This is a genomic window from Acinetobacter tibetensis (assembly GCF_023824315.1).
In the GTDB taxonomy this organism is placed as follows: Bacteria; Pseudomonadota; Gammaproteobacteria; order Pseudomonadales; family Moraxellaceae; genus Acinetobacter; species Acinetobacter tibetensis.
In genome coordinates, this window is sequence record NZ_CP098732.1 from 2,845,648 (window position 1) to 2,868,647 (window position 23,000).

Below are 23,000 nucleotides of genomic sequence, written 5' to 3' on the forward strand. Positions count from 1 at the left end.
TATTGGATATGACAACTATTATCAAGCAAGATGACTTGATCACTTCGGTCAAGGACGCGCTTCAATTCATTTCGTACTATCACCCGCAAGACTTCATCCAAGCGATGAGCCGTGCGTATGACCGTGAAGAAAACAAAGCTGCGAAAGACGCCATTGCACAAATCTTGATTAACTCTCGTATGTGTGCAGAAGGTCATCGTCCAATCTGCCAAGATACTGGTATTGTTAACGTCTTTGTTGAAGTGGGCATGGATGTTAAATTCGATTTAACCATGAGCCTCGATGATGCAATCAATGAAGGTGTACGCCAAGGTTACTTAGAAAACTCGAATGTACTTCGTGCATCAGTTTTGGCTGATCCAGCATTTGGTCGTAAAAACACCAAAGACAACACCCCTGCTGTGATTTACCACAAACTTGTTCCAGGCAACAAAGTGGACATTACGGTTGCAGCCAAAGGTGGCGGTTCTGAAAACAAATCTAAGCTTGCAATGCTTAATCCATCTGACTCGATTGTAGATTGGGTACTCAAGACTGTTCCAACCATGGGTGCAGGCTGGTGTCCTCCTGGTATGTTGGGTATTGGTATTGGCGGTACTGCTGAAAAAGCCATGATGCTTGCAAAAGAATCACTCATGGAAGAAATCAACATGGACGAATTACTTCGTCGTGGGCCTGAAAATAAAATCGAAGAACTTCGTATGGAAATCTTCGAAAAAGTTAATGCTCTCGGTATTGGTGCGCAAGGTCTTGGCGGTTTAACTACCGTTCTTGATATTAAAATCAAAGACTACCCTTGCCACGCTGCGGGTAAACCAGTCGGCATGATTCCAAACTGTGCAGCAACTCGTCACGCACACTTCCAATTAGATGGTTCAGGTGTTGCACACATTCAAGCACCGAAACTTGAAGACTACCCTTCTGTTACTTGGGATTCTTCAAGTTCTAAACGTGTTGACCTTGATACTATTACTCAAGAAGAAATGAACGCATGGCAACCAGGCGACACATTATTGCTTAACGGTACAATCTATACAGGTCGTGACGCTGCGCACAAACGTATGGTTGACATGTTGAACAATGGTGAAGAGCTTCCAGTTGACCTTAAAGGTAAATTTATTTACTACGTTGGCCCTGTCGATCCTGTAGGTGATGAAGTGGTTGGCCCTGCTGGTCCTACAACAGCAACTCGTATGGACAAGTTCACTCGCCAAGTTTTAGAAGCGACTGGTATGTTCGGTATGATTGGTAAAGCTGACCGTGGTCCAGCGGCAGTTGAAGCCATCAAAGATAACAAAGCAACTTACCTTATGGCTGTAGGTGGTGCGGCTTACCTTGTTTCTAAAGCAATTCGTGAAGCTGAAGTGGTTGCCTTTGCTGACTTAGGTATGGAAGCAATCTACAAATTTGTTGTGAAAGATATGCCTGTATCGGTTGCGGTTGATGTGAATGGTACATCTGTACATGCAACAGCACCGAAAATCTGGCAAGCGAAAATTGGTAAAATTCCTGTAGTAGATGCTGCAGCAGGCTAAACCCTAAGTTTTGCTTTTTTCAATACCCTTAACATGCTAAGGTCTTGTTAAGGGTATTTTTTTGCCCAAAATTTCTCTTTCTAAAACTATCGTTCATTCTAAATATCATGAAAAAATTAAGCCATATCCTGACAACACTCACACTTTGCACACTCAGTTTCAGCACTTTCGCAAAACCTGCAACTGAAGCATCTGTCGAAAAAGCCCTACTACTTGGTGACATTAAAGGGACTTTGGCTCAATCTCAAAAAGAAATGCGTCCTGTTTATGAACAACAAGCAGAAGAAATGCTCAAAAATATGTTTAAAACAACCACACTGAATACAGAACAACAAAAAGCAGCACAGCAAATTGCCGATATCACTGCATCTTTTAGCAACAAATTGATTTCTGATCCAAAATTTATGCAAATGCTGAAAGATGTTTATATGCAGACCTTTACTGAAGAAGAAGTACTTGCCAATATTCAGTTCCTTGAAACACCCATTGGACAATCGATTAACAAAAAAAGTAGTAAAATGATGAGCGAAATCATGCGTAACAGTATCGAGATGTCGGCTCAAATGATGCAAGATCCTGCAACGCAAGACGAAATCAATCAGCAAGTGGCAAAAACACTTGAGCCATTATTCAAACAGTCAAAAAAGAGCAAATAAGCTGATTACCACGTACGAATATCCCAAATTTTAAAGGGTTGTGTAAGTTGCACATCAGATTGAGCGTCATATTTTGCTGCTTTAATTTTTTGTGCTTTATGACGTAACTCACCTGTTTGCTGGTCTTGTGCGACAAAGTTATAACTTGCAGATTTCAGTTGGGTAAATGCGATTTCATTTTGCCCAATCGAGTTAGGCACCAAAATTAAGGGACCTGAGACTTCCTTACGTGTACTCAAATTTTCTTCATCATATTTCACGTAATAGCTCTTACCAGCTTCAACAGTGAAATCCAAATATTTTGGTTTTTGAAAATGCTGAATACCTAAAGGTCGACTACTCGATAAACGATAAGTTCCTGCAGGAAGCTCCAACCAATAATAATGATTATTCAACAAACTGGGAATGTGCTGTTTATTGATAAAAAGACTGGAAGCCACAATTTCTTGACGATTCCAACGACTGTCTGGACGATAGAGATAAACCACAGCAGCCTGATCATGTTGCGCCTGCACAGGATGGTAACGTTGACCTAATTTTTGATTGACCCAACTACCCACCGAAGTCATCCCAAATCGGTACTGCTCAACAATTCCAGGGGCTTGACTGGTATCCACAGGGTGCAGCGTAGAGCTTAATTCAGGTTGTTCCAAAACTACCTGCTTATGGCATCCAAATAAAAATAAACTGCTACATAACATAAGATAAAGCGAACGCATGATTTTCCCTCACCACGTATTTTCTTTTATTTATTAGAGTAGATCTTGGATATATTCCATTTTCTAGGCATCCTCGCCTTTGCCCAAGAGTAACATTCAGTTTTTGGCTTGCAAATAAAAAACGTGCGGAAATCATAAATTTCCGCACGTTTCAGACGAATAACAAATTAAGCAGATTTTGAGTTAATCACTTTTAAATCAACTTTGTTTGCATCTTCAGTCGCTGTCTTCGGTTGACGTTCAGGCAGTAATTCAGGTTTAGCAGTACCATTAATCACGGCTTCATTCACCACAACAGTACCCACGTCTGTACGGCTTGGTAAGTCATACATCACTTCAAGTAAGGCATTTTCCAAAATTGAACGCAGACCACGTGCACCCGTATTACGTTCAAGCGCTTTTTTTGCGACTGCTCGTAATGCCGAATCTTCAAACACAAGGTCAACATGTTCCATATCGAACAAATGCTGATACTGACGTGTTAATGCATTCTTTGGTTCTGTCAGAATTTGCATTAATGCTTCTTCATCCAGTTCATCCAATGTTGCAATAACGGGTAAACGGCCAATGAATTCAGGGATTAAGCCGAACTTCACTAAATCTGTTGCTTCAACTTGACGGAACAAATCTGAAAGCTGTTTGCTTTCATCTTTTTTCTTCACATCTGCGGTAAAACCAATACCGCCTTTCTCTTGACGCTGCTGCACAATTTTCTCTAGACCAGAGAATGCACCACCACAGATAAATAAGATATTCGAAGTATCAATTTGAATGAATTCTTGCTGCGGATGTTTACGACCGCCTTGCGGTGGAATCGAAGCAACCGTACCTTCAATCATTTTCAGCAAAGCTTGTTGCACACCTTCACCCGAGACATCACGCGTGATCGATGGGTTTTCAGATTTACGTGTGATTTTATCAATCTCATCAATATAGATAATGCCTTTTTGTGCCTTTTCTACATCGTAATCTGCTTTTTGCAATAACTTTTGCACGATGTTTTCAACATCTTCACCGACGTAACCCGCTTCGGTCAAAGTCGTTGCATCTGCCATAGCAAATGGGACATCAAGCAAACGCGCTAAGGTTTGAGCAAGTAAGGTTTTACCTGAACCTGTTGGTCCAACCAACAAGATATTACTTTTCGCAATCTCAACTGCATCATCGTGCTTATGCCCACTATGTGTCGCTTTAAGACGTTTATAGTGATTATAAACTGCAACAGAAAGCGTTTTCTTGGCAATATCTTGACCAATGACATATTGGTCTAATGCAGCACGAATTTCTTGAGGTTTCGGCAAAGGCTTCGCAGCCCAGTCACCAGATTCGACCTGTTGGCTGGTTTGCACTAAGTCTAAGCATACGTCCACACACTCATTACAGATGTATGCGTCCTCACCTGCAATCAGTTTCCCGACTTCAGACTGCGTTTTACCGCAAAATGAACAATGCTTTTGTCCTTGAGGATGTTCGGACATATTTACTCCAATACTAAAATCTTAAAACTTATGGACGTTTGCTAAGCACTTCATCCACAAGACCGTATTCTTTTGCTGCCTGTGCAGTCATAAAGTTGTCACGGTCTGTATCTCTTGCCACAGTTTCATAGTCTTGACCACTATGCTCTGCCATCAAACGGTTTAAACGCTCTTTAATGAAAAGAATCTCACGTGCATGGATTTCAATATCCGATGCTTGTCCACGGAAACCACCGAGTGGTTGGTGAATCATAACACGCGCATTTTCTAAACAGTAACGTTTCCCTTTCGCACCTGCATTCAATAAGAATGCACCCATTGATGCAGCTTGACCCATACAGTAAGTCACAACATCTGGCTTGATAAACTGCATGGTATCGTAAATTGCCATACCTGCTGTTACCGAACCGCCTGGTGAATTAATATATAAGTGAATATCTTTATCTGGGTTCTCTGCTTCTAAAAACAACATCTGTGCCACAATTAAATTGGCCATGTTGTCTTCCACTTCACCCGTTAAAAAAATAACGCGTTCACGCAAAAGGCGCGAAAAAATATCAAATGAACGTTCACCACGAGACGATTGCTCAACTACAACTGGGACTAACGCGTTTTCAATAGTTGGAACATACATACGTTTATTTATTCCTAGATTTTTTGTGACTTAACCCATATCCACAATATGAGGGATAATGACCGAAATTGCAAAATATTCCCCATTAAATAACAGATATTTTTTGCATAAGCTTTGTGAATATGGGACAAGCCGAGATCTGTTGAGATAAAAAAAGGCGCTCAAAGCGCCTTTTTTAATTCAAGCTAAATTAGCCTTGTTGACGAGCTTGTTGCTCTTTCAACAACTCTTCATAGCTCACTGCTTTATCAGTTACTTTCGCAGCTGCTAAAATGTGATCTACAACTTGATCTTCTAATACAACAGCTTCGATTTGTGAACGTTGTTGTTTGTCATTTTTGAAGTATTCGATGACTTCAGTTGGATCTTCGTAAGAAGAAGCCATGTCTTCGATGTAAGCTTCAACGCGAGCTTGGTCAACTTCAAGTTTAGCATCAGCTAATACTTTGCTTACCAATACGCCAAGTTTTACAGATTTTTCAGCTTGTTCTTTGAACAATTCGTCTGGAAGCATGCTGCTGTCAAATGCTTTTGCACCTTGAGCACCAAACTGTTGCGTGAATTGTTGGATCATTTGTTGACGTTGACGGTCAACTTCTTGAGCAACCATTGCAGCAGGAAGTTCAACTTCGTTTGCAGCAACAAGCGCATCAAAAGTCGCGCCTTTTACTTGGTTACGCAAACCATTTTTCACTTCGCGTTCCATGTTTTTACGCACGTCAGCTTTTAATTTTTCAACGCCTTCTTCTTCAGTTAGACCGAAGATTTTAAGGAATTCAGCATCAACTTCAGGAAGTTTTTGTTTTTCAACAAGCTTCACTGTGATTTTGAATTGCGCTGCTTTACCAGCAAGGTTTTCAGCTTGGTAGTCTTCAGGGAAAGTTACATCAATAACTTTCTCTTCGCCTTTCTTCATACCAACGATACCGTCTTCGAAGCCAGGGATCATACGACCAGAACCTAATACCAGTTTAAAGTCTTCAGCAGCACCGCCTTCAAACTTCTCACCATCAACAGTACCTTCAAAGTCGAAAGTGACTTGCATGTCTTTTTTCGCCATGCCTTTGGTTTCAGCCCAAGAAGCGCGTTGCTTCTGAAGGTTTTCGATCATTTGATCAACGTCTTTGTCTTCAACTGTAGACGCTTTACGCTCAACTTCTAAACCTTCAAATTTAACGTCAACTTCTGGATAAACTTCAACAGTCGCTTCGTATACAAGCGCGTCGTCTTTGTTTTCCACTTTATCAATGTTTGGCATGCCAACAGCATTGATCTTTTCTTGTTGAATTGCTTCAAATACTGTGTCACGGATAACGTCATTTACCACTTCTTGGTAAATACCCGCGCCATATTCACGGCGAACTACGTTTAATGGCACTTTACCTTGACGGAAGCCGTTAATCTTTACAGTTTTAGCAGTGCGTTTTAAACGTGCTTCAAATTGCTCGTTCACACGGCTCGTCGGTACAGATACATTTAAACGACGGGCAACGCCCGAAACCGCTTCAGAAGTTACTTGCATGGCTTCCTCGAAATTTAGTAATTACAGTTTATAAAAAGTGCCACATTATATGACAACATTCAAAGATATACAAAACTGGATGTTTAAACTACAAGATTTTATCTAATTTCTTTTTGTCTTTTGGTTAATTCTCTAAATTTCCGATCATTTTCTTATTTTAAAATGGCTTTTATTGCAAATGATAAGCCTTATCATTATTATGTGAAAAAATATCACATTTATATTTATTTTCAGTTATTTATCTCGTCCAACTATGGAATTCTATTTATGAGTAAGTTCAACCTTCGCCCACTCAGTCTTGCAATACTGGGTTTATCCACCAGTTATGCTTTTGCGGAAAGCAGCTCCGAAAGCTCCTCTTCGACGCATCAACTTTCAACCATTGTGGTTTCCGCAGCGGGGTTTGAACAAGATATTAAAAATGCGCCTGCCAGTATCAGCGTGGTCACCAAAGAGGATATTGAAAAGAAAAATGCAACAAGTATTGCAGACCTCCTGGCCGATGTACCGGGAATTGATATTCGCTCGGGTGTAGGTAAAACCGCGGGCTTAAACATTAAAATGCGTGGTTTGGGGAATGATTACAGCCTGATTTTGATTGATGGACGTCGCCAAACAACCTCCTCAGATGTTACGCCAAACGGTTTTGGTGAAACTTCAAACAGCTTCCTTCCACCGCTCTCTGCTATTGAACGTATTGAAGTGATTCGCGGTCCCATGGCAACGCGTTACGGCTCTGAAGCGATGGGTGGTGTCATTAACATTATTACCAAAAAAATCAGTAATGAATGGAATGGTAATGTCACAGTAAGTGGCAATTTGATGGAACATAAAGCAGAAGCCGACTCATGGAAAACCAGTTTCCTACTTAATGGTCCACTTATTCAAAATCGCCTTGGACTGCAACTTCGTGGCAGCTATTTAGATCGTCAAAGCTCTGAACGTATCGTTGCTGGCTCGACTTCACGTGATCCTCGTCCGAGTGAAGCGGATAACTATGATGTTGGCGGTAAATTAAATCTGAGTCTGAATGACCAAAATTCGCTTTGGGTCGATGCCTTCCATTCAAATCAGACTTATAGCAATGCAGATAACCGCCTAGGCACACAAGATACTTTTACGCGCGCACGTGGCTATAAAGATGAGCTAAAGTTTAACCGCGAACAATATTCACTTGGTCATGATGGTAATTATGACTTCGGGACATGGAACACCTATATCAGCCAAACCAAAACGGAAACGATTGGGCGTACGATTCCGACCAATACCTTCCCGAATAATGCTTACGCAGGTCGTGATCGTACACTAGAGAATACGGATTTGGTTGCGGATAGTCATATCATTACAACTCTCAGAAATCACAAATTGACCTTAGGTACAGAATATAAAAAAGCTGAAAGTGTGGATGATATTGCAGGTCTAGGAGCTGAGTTTGAGAAGGACTCTTACTCATTCTATGCAGAAGATGAGTGGAACCTGATGGATAATCTGCATTTCACCTTTGGTGGACGCTATGAAGACCATTCAGGTTTTGGTGGACATTTTAGTCCACGTGCCTATCTGGTCTGGAATACAACAGATGCTTTAACCCTTAAAGGTGGTGTGAGTACGGGTTATAAAGCCCCTTCGGCTAAAGCTTTACACAATGGAATAATCAATTTTAGTGGGCAAGGAACCACTCCTGTTCTAGGCAATCCCGATTTAAAACCTGAAACCTCGGTTAATTATGAAGTAGGCTTAAATTATCAGCCTTCGGATCGATTCGATTTTAATACCACTGCATTTTTCAATGTTGTTAAAGATAAAACCATATCTAAAGAATTTAATTGCAGCATCAGCGACTGTTCGGGTTTGGGCAACGGTGTAACATCTTATTCCAAGAGCTTTAATGCAGATGAAGCAGAAATTTATGGCCTCGAAACCTCATTAAAATATCAAATCATTCCCGAGTGGGATATTAAAGCTGCCTATACCTTTACCGAATCTGAGATTACCAAAGGCGAAAACAAAGGTTATGCACTCGAGTCTACAGCTAAACATTTATTCAACCTCACATCGACATGGCATATCAATGATGTATTTGATCTATGGTTACAACATGAATATCAGTCTGGTCGTCCCCGCTACTTAGAAAGCCAAACAGGTGATGCGCTGAATATTCAAAAGCAAACCGATAATGAGTTCTCTGGCTATAACTTATTTAACTTGGGTAGTAGTTATCAGCTCAATGATCAAGTGCGTATTAATGCTGCTGTAAATAATTTGTTAGATAAAGACTTTACCGAATATATGGACTATTACGACCTAAATGGTGATGTACAACAAGCATATAAATACCTTTCGATAGGGTCTGCTATGTCTGGAACCTATATCTCTGGGCGTAACTACTGGTTATCTATTTCTTACGATTTCTAAAATTCAAAATCCCAATAAAAAACCCTGCTCTAGCAGGGTTTTTCTATTTATATAATAAATCATATACTTACATACAAATTGTTACACAATCTCATTAATTTTTACATTTTCTTTACAAGCCTTTATCGACAATTCCAATCATTTATAATTGGTAAAATAAATAAGAATTATTATTATTCGCATAAGAATTTTTACTACTCTTTGTGAGTTCAGAAATGTCATTTATTAAAACGCGTAAAAAATTAGTGTCGGCAGCAATTGCCTCATCATTATCAGTTGTTGCAACCACGGCTATTGCACAAGAAGAAACTGCCCAATTGCCAACCATTCGCACGGAAGCAACTCAAGAAGAATCTTTAAAAGTTGATCAATCTGCAAATGCTAAATTTGTCGCGCCACTAAAAGATACGCCTAAATCTGTTTCTGTCCTTTCACAAAAATTACTGAAAGAAACCAACTCGAATACGCTGTTAGAAGCATTACGTTATGAACCAGGCATTACTTTAGGTGCGGGTGAAGGCGGTACACCATTTACAGATATGCCTTATATCCGTGGTTATAGCGGTCAATCTTCTATTTATGTTGATGGTGTTCGTAATACCACTTCACAAAGCCGCGATATGTTTGCCATCGAACAAGTTGAAGTTATTAAGGGCTCTTCTTCTGCCCTTGGTGGTGGTGGTAGCGTTGGCGGAAGCATTAACCTGATTCCTAAAGTTGCTCATGAAGGCGACACTTATCAAGGCAGCGTTCAAGGTGGTACCGACAACTATAAACACATTCAATTAGATGCCAACAAAGACTTTGGTAATGGTATGGCTGGCCGTGTCATTGTGATGGGGCACGAAAATGAAAAAGCTGGACAAAGTGATGGAGCCGAATTTGCACGTGCTGGTATCGCAACTAGCCTCGCCTTTGGTCTAGGCTCTGACACACGTGGCTCTGTTGGTTATTATTATTTGCGTAGCAATGATGAACCAGATGCGGGTATTCCATTCAATAATGCAAAGCCAACAACACCTCCTCCTGGTGTAACTGTTACTCCTGGCGACGGTAAACCTGTAAGCGTCAAAGCTGGAACTTATTATGGCTGGAAAGCACGTGACTTTGACAAACGCGAAAACCAAATTGGTACGTTTAAGCTTGAACACGATTTCAATGAAAATCTGACATTAGCGAACATTGCTACATATAACAAATCTAAATCTGATTATATCTATACCAATGCAGATGACTCTAAAGGAAACATCTACCGTGGTACTGTTGCACGCCGTGCTTTAAGTCGTATTTTAGAGAGCGATGCTTATAGTGACCAATTGTCATTACGCGGTAAATTCAATACTGGTGCATTAAATCACTCGTTTAATGTCGGAACTGAATGGAGCCTGCAAGAAACGGATCAAGGTATGCATACCTTTACTAATGCAGCAGGTCAAACGACTTCTACCATCTTAACTTCAAATATCAACTCATGTGATGCAAGCGCTGCAGCACTTAATGGTTGGTGTACTGGCTTAAACAACCCAAGTAACGGTTCATTTACCGATACGATTGGCAGTATTAAAGGTCAGTCTACAACGCGTAGTCAAACGATGTCAGTGTATGCTTTAGATAGCATCGAATTTAACCCACAATGGTTGCTTAACTTAGGTATCCGTTGGGATAAATTTGAAACTGAAAAGAAATATAATCAAGATGTCTATAAAACCAAAGATGGTGCTTATACTTCTGAAGTCTCTATTCCTAAAGGGACAAAATATGAAAGTGATTCAGACTTTTTCACTTATCAAGCTGGTTTAGTGTACAAGCCAACTGAAAATGGCAGCATTTATACCAGTTTCGCAACCTCTGCAAACCCTGTTGGTGTTCTCGCCGAAGGTGATAGCAGTGATAACGCCTTAGGTACGACGGATATCATCAATGCCCTCAAGCCAGAAGAAGCACGTACTTTTGAAATTGGAACCAAATGGGACCTATTTAATAATCGTGCGAACCTAACGGCTGCAATTTTCCGTACTGAAAAGCAAAATACACGTATTCAAATTGATTCAACCACTTCTGCCAATGCAGGTGAAAGCCGTGTTGATGGTTTTGAAGTGAGCTTAAACGGTAAAATTACCAATAAATGGGAAGTTTCAACTGGCTATAGCTACTTAGACAGTGAAATTACAAAAGCGGCATACAATGCAATTGCTCAAGAAGGTAAGCCACTGCCATTCGTTGCGAAAAACAGTGCAACTTTATGGTCAACTTATCGTGTTATGCCAAAGTTAACTTTGGGTGCAGGTGCCGAATATCGTGATCAAGTTTATGTAAACACAACTGTACCAAAATACTTGCCAACCTATACCATTTACAACGCGATGGCTAAATATGATGTCAACCGCAATGTGAATGTACAGCTCAATGTGAATAATATTTCTGATAAGCGCTATTTCACAAGTGCTCACGCAGCTCACTACGCATTTGAAGGCAATGGTCGCAATGCCGTATTGGCAATTAACTTTAAATACTAAGACAAAATCCCATAAATTAATTATGGGATTTGTTTAAGTTAAGATAAAATAGCCTCTGCCCAGAGGCTATTTTATCACCATTTATTTAGAAGGATATAGGCTGTGATTCATCACATTCCAAATGTTTTATCCAAAGAACAAGTCTCTGAATTTCGCCAATTAATGGCAACAGCAAATTGGGTCGGTGGGAAAGTAACAGCAGGTACCCTTTCTGCCTCAGTCAAACAAAATCAACAACTTTCGGAAAATGATCCCCTCACCCATCACTTGAGTGAGTTGGTGATTCAAGCCATTTGGAAAAATCCAGTTTTTCAAGCCGCTGCATTGCCGCATCAAATTATTCCACCACTGTTTAACCGTTATGATGAACATGAAAGTTTTGGTTTTCATGTTGATAACTCGATTCGCCTGATTCGTGGAACTTCACAGCAAATGCGTACAGATTTATCTTGTACATTATTTTTAAGTGAGCCCGAAGAATACGATGGTGGTGATTTGGTGATTGAAGACACCTATGGTTATCATGAAGTGAAGTTACCCGCTGGCGATGTCGTACTCTACCCAGCAACTAGCTTACATGAAGTCAGTAGCATTACTCGCGGTACACGTTTTGCTTCATTCTTCTGGGTACAAAGTTTAATTCGTGATGACCAGAAACGACATCTACTCTTCAATCTTGATGAAAGTATTCGTCAATTACGTAAGGATCATGATGATGCTTATCCTGAAGTAATGAAACTGACCAACATTTATCACAACTTGATACGAATGTGGTCGGAATTATAAGTATTTAGCACACTTTGTTATCATATTTTTCAAAAAATAAATCTATCTTGGGAAATTTTTTCTAATATTTAAATAATACTGCAAAATTAGAAAAACATTTCCCTTACAATCCAACTAGAATAAATTATGAACTTTTTGCACTGCATGCAATTTTCGCCTAGACTGCATTTAACGCTATGCGAATGCTTGCACAAGTAAAACCACCCTATTGATCTTGATGGTTACATGATGAAAACGAATGATATTTTTGCTTTTCCGACTCACGCTCAACCTCAAATGAATCTCCTGATGCTGCGCCACGCGCGCGTATAAAAATTTTGCCTGTTTGGCAATTATTTCTACTTTTCCCTTTAAATATTTTTAAATAAACACCATATATTGGTAGCAAGTTGCAGATTTCACAAGACCAAGCAACCCATGCTGCACAAGGAGTTCCTCATGATGTTGGCTGATCCAAGTAAAAAATATCGTCGCATGTACCAGCGTGTAGACTTGCCTGACCGTCAATGGCCAAACAAAGAAATTACCCAAGCTCCAATTTGGATGAGTACCGACCTTCGTGACGGTAACCAAGCAATTTTTGAACCGATGGATATGGAACAAAAGTTTAAAATGTTCCAAATGTTGGTCAAAATTGGTTTTAAACATATTGAAATCGGCTTCCCTTCTGCATCTCAAATTGACTTTGACTTCACGCGTAAATTGATTGAAGAAGGTCATATTCCTGATGACGTCTATATTGAAGTTTTAGTCCAAGCACGTGACCACTTGATTCAACGTACTTTTGAATCATTACAAGGTGCAAAACGCGCAATTGTGCATATCTACAATTCAAACTCTCCGACATTTCGTCAAAAAGTATTAAATGTCGATGTTGCAGGGGCAAAACAATTAGCCATCAATGCAGCAGAAAAAGTCAAAGAATATGCAGCCAAGCAACCTGAAACTGAATGGGTTTTCCAATATAGCCCAGAATGTTTCTCTGCAACGGAATTAGAAGTTGCGAAAGATGTCTGTGATGCTGTGACTGAAATCTGGGATGCACGCCCAGAACAAAAAGTCATTTTGAACTTACCTGCAACAGTGGAAGTATCAACTCCAAATGTCTATGCAGACCAAATCGAATGGATGCACCGTAATATTCAACGTCGTGATGGCGTGATCATTTCAGTTCACTGTCACAATGACCGTGGCTGTGGTATCGCTGCTTCTGAATTAGCCATTATGGCAGGTGCTGACCGTGTAGAAGGTTGTGTGTTTGGTAACGGTGAGCGTACAGGTAACGTGGACGTTGCTGCGATTGCCTTGAACATGTATACCCAAGGTGTAGCACCGAACTTAGACTTCTCTAACATTAATGAAGTGATTGCGACGGTTGAAGAATGCACAGGTTTACCTGTACATCCTCGTCATCCTTATGCAGGTGACTTGGTCTTCACTGCATTCTCTGGCTCACACCAAGATGCGATTAAAAAAGGCTTTGAATACCAGAAAAATGAAGAAATCTGGGACATGCCTTACTTACCCATCGATCCGAAAGATTTAGGTCGTGACTACGATGCTGTGATTCGTGTCAATTCACAATCGGGTAAAGGTGGTATCGCGTACTTGTTAGAAGCAAACTACAACGTGGTATTGCCACGTCGTTTACAAATTGAATTCTCACAAGTGGTACAACAAGTTGCCGATGATGAAGGTGTTGAAGTTTCAGCACAACAAATCTGGGGCTTGTTTAAAGACAAGTATGTCAGTACAAAAGATGCCCATTATTCAGCGAAAAATTACCGCTTGTCTGACGACAATGGCAACCAAGTGATTGAATTAGATATCGAACTTGATGGTGAAATCCAGCATTTACGGGGTGAGGGCAACGGTCCAATTTCTGCGATGTTAAATGCGCTTCAATTACCTATTGATGTCTTGAACTATGAAGAGCGCAGCATTAGCTCAGGCGCACATGCCAAAGCCTTGGCATTAATTGAAATTCAAGTGAAAGGTACGGGTAAATCTGCCTTTGGTGCGGGTGTTCATGACAATATTGTGACCGCCTCTATCGAAGCAATCCTTGCATGTACCAACCGCTTAATTGAACAAGGTGTACTTAGCACTGAACAAGTGATTGCTGCTGCGGTATAAGTATTAGCAATAATAATTAGCACTAAAATGACTTTAGAAGGATACCCTCAAGTGGTATCCTTTTGTTTATTGTTCTAAAAAATATAAGGCGAAGTATTTCTGTGTCTTTTCCAGCTGACTCAGTGGGTCTCGTAACCCCACAAAAGTTCCAATTCGAAGAGCCGTTAGAACTAGAATGTGGTCGTGTTTTACCACGTTTCGAAATGATGGTTGAAACCTACGGCACGCTCAACGCAGATCACTCGAATGCCATTCTCATTTGTCACGCTTTATCGGGACATCATCATGCTGCTGGTTATCATCATGAAGATGATAAAAAAGCAGGTTGGTGGGATGCATGTATTGGCCCTGGAAAAGCAATTGATACCTCTAAGTTCTTTGTCATTGCCCTAAATAACATTGGCGGCTGTAGTGGTTCGACAGGTCCAACCTCACCAAATCCTGAAAATGACAATCGTCCTTATGGGCCAGACTTTCCTTTAGTGACAGTACGTGACTGGGTAAAAACGCAAGCGATGCTGTCTGATCGCTTAGGCATTCAGACTTGGTATGCGGTAATCGGCGGCTCTTTGGGAGGCATGCAGGCTTTACAGTGGTCGGTTGATTATCCTGAGCGTTTACAGAAATGTGTGATCATTGCCAGCGCACCAAAGTTATCTGCACAGAATATTGCCTTTAACGAAGTGGCACGTCAGTCGATTTTGTCTGACCCCGACTTTCATCAAGGTCGTTATTTAGAACATGACAGCTATCCGAAACGTGGTCTAATTTTAGCCCGTATGGTCGGTCATATTACCTACCTGTCTGAAGAAGCCATGAAACAAAAATTTGGTCGTGACTTAAAGTCAGGCAAATTTATGTATGGCTTTGATGTCGAGTTCCAAGTCGAAAGTTATTTGCGTTATCAAGGTGAACAGTTCAGCCGAAACTTTGATGCCAATACCTATTTAATTATGACCAAGGCACTGGACTATTTTGATCCGTCGCGCGAATATGAACATTCATTGACCCAAGCGATGTCTCAGACCCAATGTCAATTCTTGGTGGTGTCGTTTACCACGGACTGGCGCTTTACCCCTGAACGCTCACAAGAAATTGTGGATGCACTCATTAGCAATCATAAACCTGTGAGCTACCTTGATATTGATGCTGAACAAGGCCATGATTCGTTCTTATTCCCAATTCCGCTTTATGTAAAATCATTACGTGCATTTTTAGGTGGTGAAGAACAGCTTAAATCTACCGCTAAGGAGGCTGTGTAATGCGTATCGATCATCAACTCGCTGAAGCATGGATTAACCCCAACTCTAAAGTCCTCGATTTGGGCTGTGGTGATGGCGAATTGTTAGCTCACATGAGCAAACAGCACAATATTCGTGCATATGGCTTAGAAATTGATCAGGAAAAGATTGCAATTGCGATCAGCCGAGGGTTAAATATTATTCAGCAGGACTTAAATTTAGGTTTAAGCCGCTTTGCCGACCAGTCTTTTGACTATGTGGTCATGGCACAAGCTTTGCAAGCTGTAGATGCGCCTGACGTATTATTACGTGATATGGTGCGTGTGGGGAAACAGGCGATTATTACTTTTCCAAACTTTGCACATTGGAAGACTCGTTCTTTCTTGGCTTTAAAAGGAATGATGCCTGTTTCAGAAGCATTACCGTATATGTGGTATAATACTCCAAATATCCACTTATGTACTTTTCGAGATTTTGAAGCACTTTGTGCAGAAAACAACATCCGAATAATTAATCGACTCGCCGTGAATGGGGACCAGCAAGGTAGTTTACTAAGCAAACATATCCCAAATCTGTTTGGTGAAGTCGCAATTTATCGAGTGAGCGCGCTATGAAAAAATTATTATTAAGCACACTAGTTTTTGGACTTTTTAGCATTCAGTCTCATGCTGAATATGTTTCGCCATCTGCTTCCATTTCTAGTCAAGCTGCCCAATATTCAACCATGGATATTGGTAACTTAATCAAAGCTGCAAAAGCGGGACAACCTGCCGCACAGTTTTACTTAGGTGCCAAATACCAAACAGGTAAAGACGTCAAGCAAGATGACCGTCAAGCTTTTGCTTGGTTTAAAGCTGCGGCTGATCAGGGCTTATCCCCTGCGCAGTTAAATGTGGGTCGCATGTATGCCGATGGTGTTGGGGTTGCCAAGAGTGAAACTTTGGCTCGTCAATACTTTGAAAAGGCAGCCAGCCATGGCGACAACCGTGCCAGCTTTAACCTTGCCATGATGGAAGAGCAAAAGAAAAACTACATTGGTGCTTACCAGTGGTATGAACTTTCAACCCGTGATGGCATGCTCGACAATAAAGTCATTACCATGTCTGAAGGTAAAAAGACTGCTTTGGCAGCAAACCTGACCCAAGACCAGATTCGTTTAGCACGTGACCGTGCAGACAAATGGATTCAAGCGCAATAAGATTGCACGGATTCTAAATAGCACCTTCGGGTGCTTTTTTATTTTAGGCAGTTGTGTTTTTTTGCATCATCACAAACCTTAAACCATGCGCTTCAATCACCTCAGATATAGCCTCAAAGCCAAATTTTTGATAAATAGGCTGCGCATAACAACTTGAATTTACGCTTATTACGGTAATATTTTCCTGTAGTTCAGCAATAACATAATTCCACAGCTTTCGACCAATCCCCTGCTTCTGTACAGCAATATCTACAAAAAAATGTACGAGATGGGCGGGTTCTTTATAAGCAATGATGCCTAAAATTACTTCATTCTGTTCATAGACATAATAATGAACTTGTTGGGTGTTTAATAATTTTAAAATGGTGGCTGAAGAAAATTTTTCTTCACCTTCACGGCTTATGGCAAAGTCAGCAATATAAGGCTGAATTAATCTCTCAATTTGTTCTAAATCTGCATGGGTGGCTGGGCGGATCATATTCATTTATCTCTTGTTCTTATTCAAAGTCAGCTATTGGTTTTAATCTTCATGGATTATGCTGCTTTTATACAATCTAATTCAGCTAAAATATAGACCTTTATTTTCAATTTATGAGCACCAATACAATGTCTGCAAATGCATGGTTATCTCAAGGCACATTAGTGCTTGCCAGTAACAACAAAGGTAAAATTGCTGAATTTGAGAAACTTTTTGCCGAACTTCAACTCCCAGTCAACGTTGTGCCGCAAGGTCAACTGAATATTGAAGACGCCGTGGAAGACGGATTAAGCTTTGTTGAAAATGCCATCATTAAAGCCCGTCATGCCAGTCGTATTTCAGGAAAACCCGCGATTGCCGATGACTCAGGTATTTGTGTCCCTGTTTTAGATGGCGCACCTGGCATTTATTCAGCACGATTTGCGGGTGAACATGGCGATGATGCTGCCAACAACCAAAAGCTGTTAGAAAAATTAAAACCACTGCGTAAAGATGGTGAAACCATTGAAGGCATGTTCGTTTGCGTATTGGCACTGGTACAACATGCTGAAGATCCACTTCCACAAATTTTCCAAGGCATTTGGAAAGGTGAAGTGTTGGAAGCAGCACGTGGTGAAAATGGTTTTGGCTACGACCCATTATTCTGGTTACCTGAACTGGGCATTTCTAGTGCTGAAATGAGCAAAGAAGAAAAAAATAAAATCAGCCATCGTGGTCAAGCCATGCAGCGCTTTAAACACAGTTTAGAAAAGTAACAGAGTTTTCTGCTCTCTCTTTAGGGAGGGAGCAAGCGTCTTTTTAGATAAACAAATGCAATAACACGCCATACAGACTGACCACAACACAACTGACAATTGTCCCCGAAGCGATATATTTTGCTGAGGTTCCTGTACCCTGATAATGCGTTTCCAAAGCCACAATATTTGCCGCAGGTGGCAAACAAAATAATAAGAACATGACCCCAATCGATTGTTCAATATGTGGTATAGGCAAAAAGCGATACGCCAACCCACATAACACTAAACCACAAAGTAATTTCAAGGCTGCGGTTTGCGTACTTTGCCATAAATCCGCTGCATGGACTTTGGTGTGCCTGAGCCACATACCCAACACACACATGCCTGAAAAGCTCATGCCCAACTTTGCAGCAGCATATATCCAATCAATACCATGCTGTTGTAGCCAATGCTGTATACCCAACAACCAAAACAATGCAGCCAAACTTAAAGCAACGATTGGGGGTGAATACACGACTTTTTTTAGAATCATACTGAGTGGCTGAGGTGTATCACTCACAGCAGTGACTGCCCAAAGGTTACCAAAAATAGAACCACCGACATACAATGCCACCATGGCAGGACTGATTTCAGTGCCGAATAGCGCAATGGCAAAAGGAAAGCCTAACCATGCCATATTGACATAACTAAAACACAAGGCATTCAACTTATTCTTTGAAACATAGAGGAAAAAATAAAACAATAGAACAGCGACGCCAAAGCTAAACAACATCAGACTAAGGCTACCTGCCTGATAAAACACCATGTTGTAAATAATCACGATAGGGATAAAACACCGCGCCAATAAACTAGATAGTATCGTTTTTAATTGCGTAGCAACTGGTGTTGTGGCAAGAAGTAATCCTGTTAAAAATGCCAATAATGGCAACAGCAAAGCCACACCGATATTCCTTGAAATTTCACCCAAATATCATAACACCCATCGGATTTTTTTCCAGAAAATCCACTGTCTTGAAATTGCAATCCTATCGTCACACGCCTGTCATGTTGAACTGTTGAGATATGGCTAAATATAAAAGAGGAAAACAAAATGGCAGGTTTATCGATTTGGCATGTGCTGATTTTTGCAATTGTCGTGATCTTACTATTTGGTACGTCTAAACTGAAAAACTTAGGTAAAGATGTCGGCGGTGCCATCAAAGACTTTAAAAAGTCAGTTAAAGAAGATGAGACAACCTCCACACTCAATGAACCACGTACTTTAGAACATCAAAGTACCGCGGAAGTTAAAACGTCGACACGATCATAAGCCACAGGTATTTACCAAATGCTCAATATTGGAATGACTGAACTGTTGACCTTCGGCATCATTGCATTATTGGTGTTGGGGCCAGACAAACTGCCTGAAGCGGCACGTTTTGCAGGTAAATGGTACGGCAAGTTCAAACGCATGATCAGCAATGTTCAAAATGACATAGACCGCGAATTACGCATGTCTGAGTTACGTGAACAAATGCAAAATGAGATGAAACGAATTCAAGAACTTGAGCTTAAAATGCAGGCTCAGATGCAGGAATTACAACAACAAGGTCATAGCGCAATCGAACAACAACAGCAAAACAGCGTTACTGAAAATAAAAATTTATTTTTGACTTATATTCCACTCACACAGCAAAAATATTCAATGCTGTATCGACATCCATTGCCTTCGGTCATGCCTTGTACGAATAAAATGGGGACTGCTGTAGTGGATTGTCTCGAGCAATTACCTGAATTAAAGGTGGCGGTATGAATATGCCTATAGAATCCAGTCACTTGCCAAGTTCATTACAGCAAGAACAAGCACCACTAGAAGAAATGCCGATCACCAAACATCTGGTTTCATTAAGACAGCATTTGTTCAAAGTTGTTGGTTTATTGCTTGTGCTATTTTTTTGCCTACTGCCTTTTGCCAATCATACCTATCAGCTCATGTCCGAGCCATTGCGCGCGCAGTTACCCATTTCATCGTCCATGATTGCGACAGATGTCACGGCAACCTTTATGGCCCCCTTTAAGCTGAACTTTTTTGTGGCGCTGATGCTGGCCATGCCGTTTATTTTTTATCAAATCTGGGCCTTTATTAAACCTGCGCTGTATGAAAAAGAAAAAACGCTCGCACTGCCCTTATTGGTCGGTAGCATTGGTTTATTCTATGCAGGGATTGCGTTTGCCTATTATGTGGCTTTGCCCTCAATCTTGCATTTCTTTATGAGTGTGACACCTGAAACGGTTGCACCCATGACCGACATTAATAGCTATCTCACATTTTGCCTAAAACTGTTTCTGGTCTTCGGTCTGACTTTTGAAATTCCTGTGATTACCTTGTTGCTGATTTTGATTGGCTTGGTATCCACACAGCAGTTGGTGGAAAAACGGCGTTTTATTGTGGTTGGATGTTTCTTTGTTTCCATGTTCGTCACACCACCCGATGCCTTATCCATGATTATGCTTGCAGTTCCCATGTGGATCCTGTTCGAGCTGGGCTTATTTTTTGGCAAACTCATTGAAAAGAAAAGAAGTATTGCATAAAGGAAATCGCTTTAACTCAGCAGACTTCGGTCTGCTTTTTTTCATCAAAATGACTTCATTTTTTCACCAGATTTTCACTATTTGGTAAAAATCTTGTCACATTAATTCCCTAAGTTAATGACAACTTTATAACTTATTGATGAATTAGGAAAAATCATGACCGATTTGATGCCATATCATGAAGATCAGGAACTAGATAATAATACCTCTGATAATGCTCACTTCAGTGACATTTTAGAACAGCGTATGACACGCCGCAGCCTTATTGGTAAAACTGCAAGTGGTGCTGTCGCACTCGCATTGGCATCCTCATTGACTGCGTGTAGTGACGATGATAACGATAATGCGACACCGCCAAACAAACCTGTTGATCCCAATAAAAAACCAACAGAACTCACCTTCTCTGTGGTGAATAAAAACTTAGATGATATTGTGACTGTACCAGAAGGCTATCAAGCCACTGTACTGTATGCACTTGGCGACTCGATTAATCCAAGCTATGCCGATTGGGATGATAATAATATTCCTTCAGGTCCAAGCTTCCAGTTCCGTTCTGGAGACTGCCATGATGGTATGCACTATTTTGGTTTAAACAGTAGCAGCAAATTTGATGACACGGTGTCGACTGAAGGTTTGCTGGTGATGAACCACGAATATATCAACCAAACTTTCCTGCATCCTACAGGTGCCACTAAAGTCGACGGTCGCCGCCCAGAAGACGAAGTCATTCGGGAAACCAATGCGCATGGCGTATCCATTGTGCATATTAAAAAAGATAGCGCTACGCAAAAAGTAGAGATTGTGAAAAACTCACTCTTTAACCGTCGTATTACGGCATCAACGGTGATGGATTTTGCGGGTGCCGCAGCAAATTCAGATTTGGTCAAAACCAAGTTCTCCCCTACGGGCAAGCAAACCCGCGGTACGCACAACAACTGTGGTAATGGCTATACTCCTTGGGGCACCTACCTCACCACAGAAGAAAACTTCATCGGTTATTTTGCGCGCAGTGCAACGGATGATGCAAGCCGTAGTGCAGCCGAAATTGTGGCACTGAAACGTTATGGTCTAAAAGCAGGTTCAAGCTCACGTTATGGCTGGGAAACTGTACTCGGACAACTTGAATCGCAAGATCTATATGACCGTTGGAATGCCAGTGCCGTGGCAGATCAGGCGACAGCAGACTATCGTAATGGGCCGAACACTTTTGGTTGGATGGTCGAAATTGATCCTTTTGACCGTGGTCAAAACCCTGTAAAGCGCACTTCTCTAGGTCGTTTTGCTCATGAAGACAGTGCTTGTCGTGCTGTACAAGGTGAACCTTTAGCCTTCTATATGGGCGATGACTCACGTGGTGAATACATCTATAAGTTTGTTTCCGCTGCCAACTGGGATAGCAAGGATGTTAACGGTGGTTATACCGCTGGTGACAAGTACATGAATAATGGGACATTATACGTTGCCAAATTCAATAGTGATGGTTCAGGTCAGTGGTTAGAACTGAGCTATGGTAAAAATGGTTTAGATACCTCAAACAGCATCTATCCATTTAGTTCACAAGCCGATGTCGTGACTTTTGCGCGACTTGCAGCAGATGCTGTGGGTGCAACCAAAATGGACCGTCCTGAGTGGGCAACGGTCAACCCTGTAAATGGCGAAGTTTACGTTACCCTAACCAACAACTCGAAGCGTGGACTTGACTATCCAACAGATGCAGCCAATCCACGTAACTATAGCGACCCAGAAGGTGGTAAAGGGAACGTCAATGGTCACATTATTCGTTTTAAAGAAACCGATAATAAAACCACAGCGACAGCCTTCACGTGGGACATCTACCTATTTGGTTCTGAAGCCGCTATGGCTGCCAACATCAACTTGTCAGGCTTGACGGATAATAATGATTTGTCTTCACCTGATGGTATGTGGTTTGACCCACGTGGTGTACTGTGGATTCAAACCGATGATGGTGCCTACACAGATGTCACCAACTGTATGATGTTGGCAGCGCTGCCGGGACAAATTGGAGATGGCGCAGCAACGACAGTGCTGAATGGGCAAGCGACCATTGCAGGTGCTCAAGTCACAGATAAAACCTTACGTCGTTTCTTGGTGGGACCAAAAGAGTGTGAGATTACAGGGATTGCCATGACACCAGATTACAAGGCCATGTTCATTAATGTACAGCACCCAGGTGAAGATTCGGACAGTTATAATGCGGCAACCAGCCATTGGCCAGCAACGCAAACTAACCCAAGCAACAGCACGGCACGTCCACGCTCTGCAACAGTTGTCATTACCCGTAAAGATGGCGGTGTCATCGTAGGTGCATAATCCAGAATAATAAAAAATGCCGACTCGATGTCGGCATTTTTTATGTT

The 23,000-nt window shown here is 41.2% G+C and carries 20 protein-coding genes; 14 read left to right on the top strand and 6 right to left on the bottom strand.

Translation table 11 applies throughout. The annotated features are described in order from the left end of the window. The first annotated feature begins 8 nt into the window (after positions 1-8). Complete coding sequence (locus M5E07_RS13695; RefSeq protein WP_252220044.1) at positions 9-1,535, top strand: fumarate hydratase; 1,527 nt, start codon at positions 9-11, stop codon at positions 1,533-1,535. A 107-nt stretch (positions 1,536-1,642) separates the two neighbouring features. Beyond that, positions 1,643-2,191 (top strand): DUF2059 domain-containing protein, encoded by a 549-nt coding sequence (locus tag M5E07_RS13700; RefSeq protein WP_252220047.1) that lies wholly within the window; start codon positions 1,643-1,645, stop codon positions 2,189-2,191. A gap of 5 nt (positions 2,192-2,196) precedes the next feature. Here the strand turns inward: M5E07_RS13700 and M5E07_RS13705 are convergent, their stop codons facing one another. From M5E07_RS13705 to tig, 4 genes are all read right to left on the bottom strand, one after another. Continuing rightward, the gene (locus M5E07_RS13705) at positions 2,197-2,910 is read right to left on the bottom strand and encodes a DUF2846 domain-containing protein (protein ID WP_116758618.1); all 714 of its coding nucleotides are present in this window, start codon (positions 2,908-2,910) and stop codon (positions 2,197-2,199) included. Positions 2,911-3,077: 167 nt separating this feature from the next. After that, positions 3,078-4,388, bottom strand: a complete 1,311-nt coding sequence (gene clpX / locus M5E07_RS13710) for an ATP-dependent protease ATP-binding subunit ClpX (protein WP_116758619.1) — start codon at positions 4,386-4,388, stop codon at positions 3,078-3,080. A gap of 28 nt (positions 4,389-4,416) precedes the next feature. After that, positions 4,417-5,022, bottom strand: coding sequence for an ATP-dependent Clp endopeptidase proteolytic subunit ClpP (gene clpP, locus M5E07_RS13715; protein ID WP_016168229.1), 606 nt, complete (start codon positions 5,020-5,022; stop codon positions 4,417-4,419). Between the two features lie 190 nt (positions 5,023-5,212). Further along, complete coding sequence (tig, locus tag M5E07_RS13720; protein ID WP_116758620.1) at positions 5,213-6,544, bottom strand: trigger factor; 1,332 nt, start codon at positions 6,542-6,544, stop codon at positions 5,213-5,215. A 267-nt stretch (positions 6,545-6,811) separates the two neighbouring features. Here tig and M5E07_RS13725 point away from each other — a divergent pair, with 267 nt between their 5' ends. The 7 genes from M5E07_RS13725 to M5E07_RS13755 all read left to right on the top strand — a co-directional run bounded on the left by M5E07_RS13725 (position 6,812) and on the right by M5E07_RS13755 (position 16,836). Then, positions 6,812-8,959, top strand: a complete 2,148-nt coding sequence (locus M5E07_RS13725; protein WP_252220050.1) for a TonB-dependent receptor domain-containing protein — start codon at positions 6,812-6,814, stop codon at positions 8,957-8,959. 215 nt (positions 8,960-9,174) lie between these two features. Next, positions 9,175-11,475, top strand: coding sequence for a TonB-dependent receptor (locus M5E07_RS13730; RefSeq protein ID WP_252220053.1), 2,301 nt, complete (start codon positions 9,175-9,177; stop codon positions 11,473-11,475). 102 nt (positions 11,476-11,577) lie between these two features. After that, complete coding sequence (locus tag M5E07_RS13735) at positions 11,578-12,261, top strand: Fe2+-dependent dioxygenase (RefSeq protein WP_252220056.1); 684 nt, start codon at positions 11,578-11,580, stop codon at positions 12,259-12,261. A gap of 438 nt (positions 12,262-12,699) precedes the next feature. After that, positions 12,700-14,397, top strand: a complete 1,698-nt coding sequence (gene leuA / locus M5E07_RS13740; RefSeq protein WP_116758623.1) for a 2-isopropylmalate synthase — start codon at positions 12,700-12,702, stop codon at positions 14,395-14,397. Positions 14,398-14,498: 101 nt separating this feature from the next. Then, complete coding sequence (gene metX, locus M5E07_RS13745; RefSeq protein ID WP_252220059.1) at positions 14,499-15,659, top strand: homoserine O-succinyltransferase MetX; 1,161 nt, start codon at positions 14,499-14,501, stop codon at positions 15,657-15,659. After that, a complete protein-coding gene (gene metW / locus M5E07_RS13750) occupies positions 15,659-16,252 on the top strand; it encodes a methionine biosynthesis protein MetW (RefSeq protein ID WP_116758625.1) in 594 nt (197 codons plus the stop codon). The genes metX and metW overlap by 1 nt, the downstream gene beginning before the upstream one ends. Beyond that, the gene (locus M5E07_RS13755) at positions 16,249-16,836 is read left to right on the top strand and encodes a tetratricopeptide repeat protein (RefSeq protein WP_252220062.1); all 588 of its coding nucleotides are present in this window, start codon (positions 16,249-16,251) and stop codon (positions 16,834-16,836) included. The genes metW and M5E07_RS13755 overlap by 4 nt, the downstream gene beginning before the upstream one ends. Before the next feature lie 43 nt (positions 16,837-16,879). Here the strand turns inward: M5E07_RS13755 and M5E07_RS13760 are convergent, their stop codons facing one another. Next, the gene (locus M5E07_RS13760; protein ID WP_350464045.1) at positions 16,880-17,320 is read right to left on the bottom strand and encodes a GNAT family N-acetyltransferase; all 441 of its coding nucleotides are present in this window, start codon (positions 17,318-17,320) and stop codon (positions 16,880-16,882) included. 122 nt (positions 17,321-17,442) lie between these two features. On the opposite strand from M5E07_RS13760, the gene rdgB reads away from it, so the two are divergent. Further along, the gene (gene rdgB, locus M5E07_RS13765; protein ID WP_116758627.1) at positions 17,443-18,069 is read left to right on the top strand and encodes an RdgB/HAM1 family non-canonical purine NTP pyrophosphatase; all 627 of its coding nucleotides are present in this window, start codon (positions 17,443-17,445) and stop codon (positions 18,067-18,069) included. Between the two features lie 43 nt (positions 18,070-18,112). On the opposite strand, the gene M5E07_RS13770 is transcribed toward rdgB, so the two are convergent. Continuing rightward, positions 18,113-18,991, bottom strand: coding sequence for an AEC family transporter (locus tag M5E07_RS13770; protein ID WP_252220065.1), 879 nt, complete (start codon positions 18,989-18,991; stop codon positions 18,113-18,115). A gap of 150 nt (positions 18,992-19,141) precedes the next feature. On the opposite strand from M5E07_RS13770, the gene tatA reads away from it, so the two are divergent. The 4 genes from tatA (at position 19,142) to M5E07_RS13790 (ending at position 22,953) form a co-directional block, all read left to right on the top strand. Then, on the top strand, positions 19,142-19,360 hold the full coding sequence (gene tatA, locus M5E07_RS13775) for a Sec-independent protein translocase subunit TatA (RefSeq protein WP_252220068.1): 219 nt from the start codon (positions 19,142-19,144) through the stop codon (positions 19,358-19,360). Between the two features lie 18 nt (positions 19,361-19,378). Next, entirely contained in the window at positions 19,379-19,843 is a 465-nt protein-coding gene (tatB, locus tag M5E07_RS13780) for a Sec-independent protein translocase protein TatB (RefSeq protein WP_252220071.1), read from the top strand. A 2-nt stretch (positions 19,844-19,845) separates the two neighbouring features. Then, positions 19,846-20,622, top strand: a complete 777-nt coding sequence (tatC, locus tag M5E07_RS13785; protein ID WP_252223844.1) for a twin-arginine translocase subunit TatC — start codon at positions 19,846-19,848, stop codon at positions 20,620-20,622. 156 nt (positions 20,623-20,778) lie between these two features. After that, positions 20,779-22,953 (top strand): PhoX family protein, encoded by a 2,175-nt coding sequence (locus M5E07_RS13790; protein ID WP_252220074.1) that lies wholly within the window; start codon positions 20,779-20,781, stop codon positions 22,951-22,953. Positions 22,954-23,000 lie beyond the last annotated feature (47 nt).

What these genes read in the sequence shown, in the direction of transcription:
- M5E07_RS13695 (WP_252220044.1), top strand. Translation starts at nt 9, where the DNA reads ATGACAACTATTATCAAGCAAGATGACTTGATCACTTCGGTCAAGGAC.
- M5E07_RS13700 (WP_252220047.1), top strand. Translation starts at nt 1,643, where the DNA reads ATGAAAAAATTAAGCCATATCCTGACAACACTCACACTTTGCACACTC.
- M5E07_RS13705 (WP_116758618.1), bottom strand. Translation starts at nt 2,910, where the DNA reads ATGCGTTCGCTTTATCTTATGTTATGTAGCAGTTTATTTTTATTTGGA.
- clpX (WP_116758619.1), bottom strand. Translation starts at nt 4,388, where the DNA reads ATGTCCGAACATCCTCAAGGACAAAAGCATTGTTCATTTTGCGGTAAA.
- clpP (WP_016168229.1), bottom strand. Translation starts at nt 5,022, where the DNA reads ATGTATGTTCCAACTATTGAAAACGCGTTAGTCCCAGTTGTAGTTGAG.
- tig (WP_116758620.1), bottom strand. Translation starts at nt 6,544, where the DNA reads ATGCAAGTAACTTCTGAAGCGGTTTCGGGCGTTGCCCGTCGTTTAAAT.
- M5E07_RS13725 (WP_252220050.1), top strand. Translation starts at nt 6,812, where the DNA reads ATGAGTAAGTTCAACCTTCGCCCACTCAGTCTTGCAATACTGGGTTTA.
- M5E07_RS13730 (WP_252220053.1), top strand. Translation starts at nt 9,175, where the DNA reads ATGTCATTTATTAAAACGCGTAAAAAATTAGTGTCGGCAGCAATTGCC.
- leuA (WP_116758623.1), top strand. Translation starts at nt 12,700, where the DNA reads ATGATGTTGGCTGATCCAAGTAAAAAATATCGTCGCATGTACCAGCGT.
- metW (WP_116758625.1), top strand. Translation starts at nt 15,659, where the DNA reads ATGCGTATCGATCATCAACTCGCTGAAGCATGGATTAACCCCAACTCT.
- M5E07_RS13755 (WP_252220062.1), top strand. Translation starts at nt 16,249, where the DNA reads ATGAAAAAATTATTATTAAGCACACTAGTTTTTGGACTTTTTAGCATT.
- M5E07_RS13760 (WP_350464045.1), bottom strand. Translation starts at nt 17,320, where the DNA reads ATGAATATGATCCGCCCAGCCACCCATGCAGATTTAGAACAAATTGAG.
- rdgB (WP_116758627.1), top strand. Translation starts at nt 17,443, where the DNA reads ATGTCTGCAAATGCATGGTTATCTCAAGGCACATTAGTGCTTGCCAGT.
- tatA (WP_252220068.1), top strand. Translation starts at nt 19,142, where the DNA reads ATGGCAGGTTTATCGATTTGGCATGTGCTGATTTTTGCAATTGTCGTG.
- tatB (WP_252220071.1), top strand. Translation starts at nt 19,379, where the DNA reads ATGCTCAATATTGGAATGACTGAACTGTTGACCTTCGGCATCATTGCA.
- tatC (WP_252223844.1), top strand. Translation starts at nt 19,846, where the DNA reads ATGCCTATAGAATCCAGTCACTTGCCAAGTTCATTACAGCAAGAACAA.
- M5E07_RS13790 (WP_252220074.1), top strand. Translation starts at nt 20,779, where the DNA reads ATGACCGATTTGATGCCATATCATGAAGATCAGGAACTAGATAATAAT.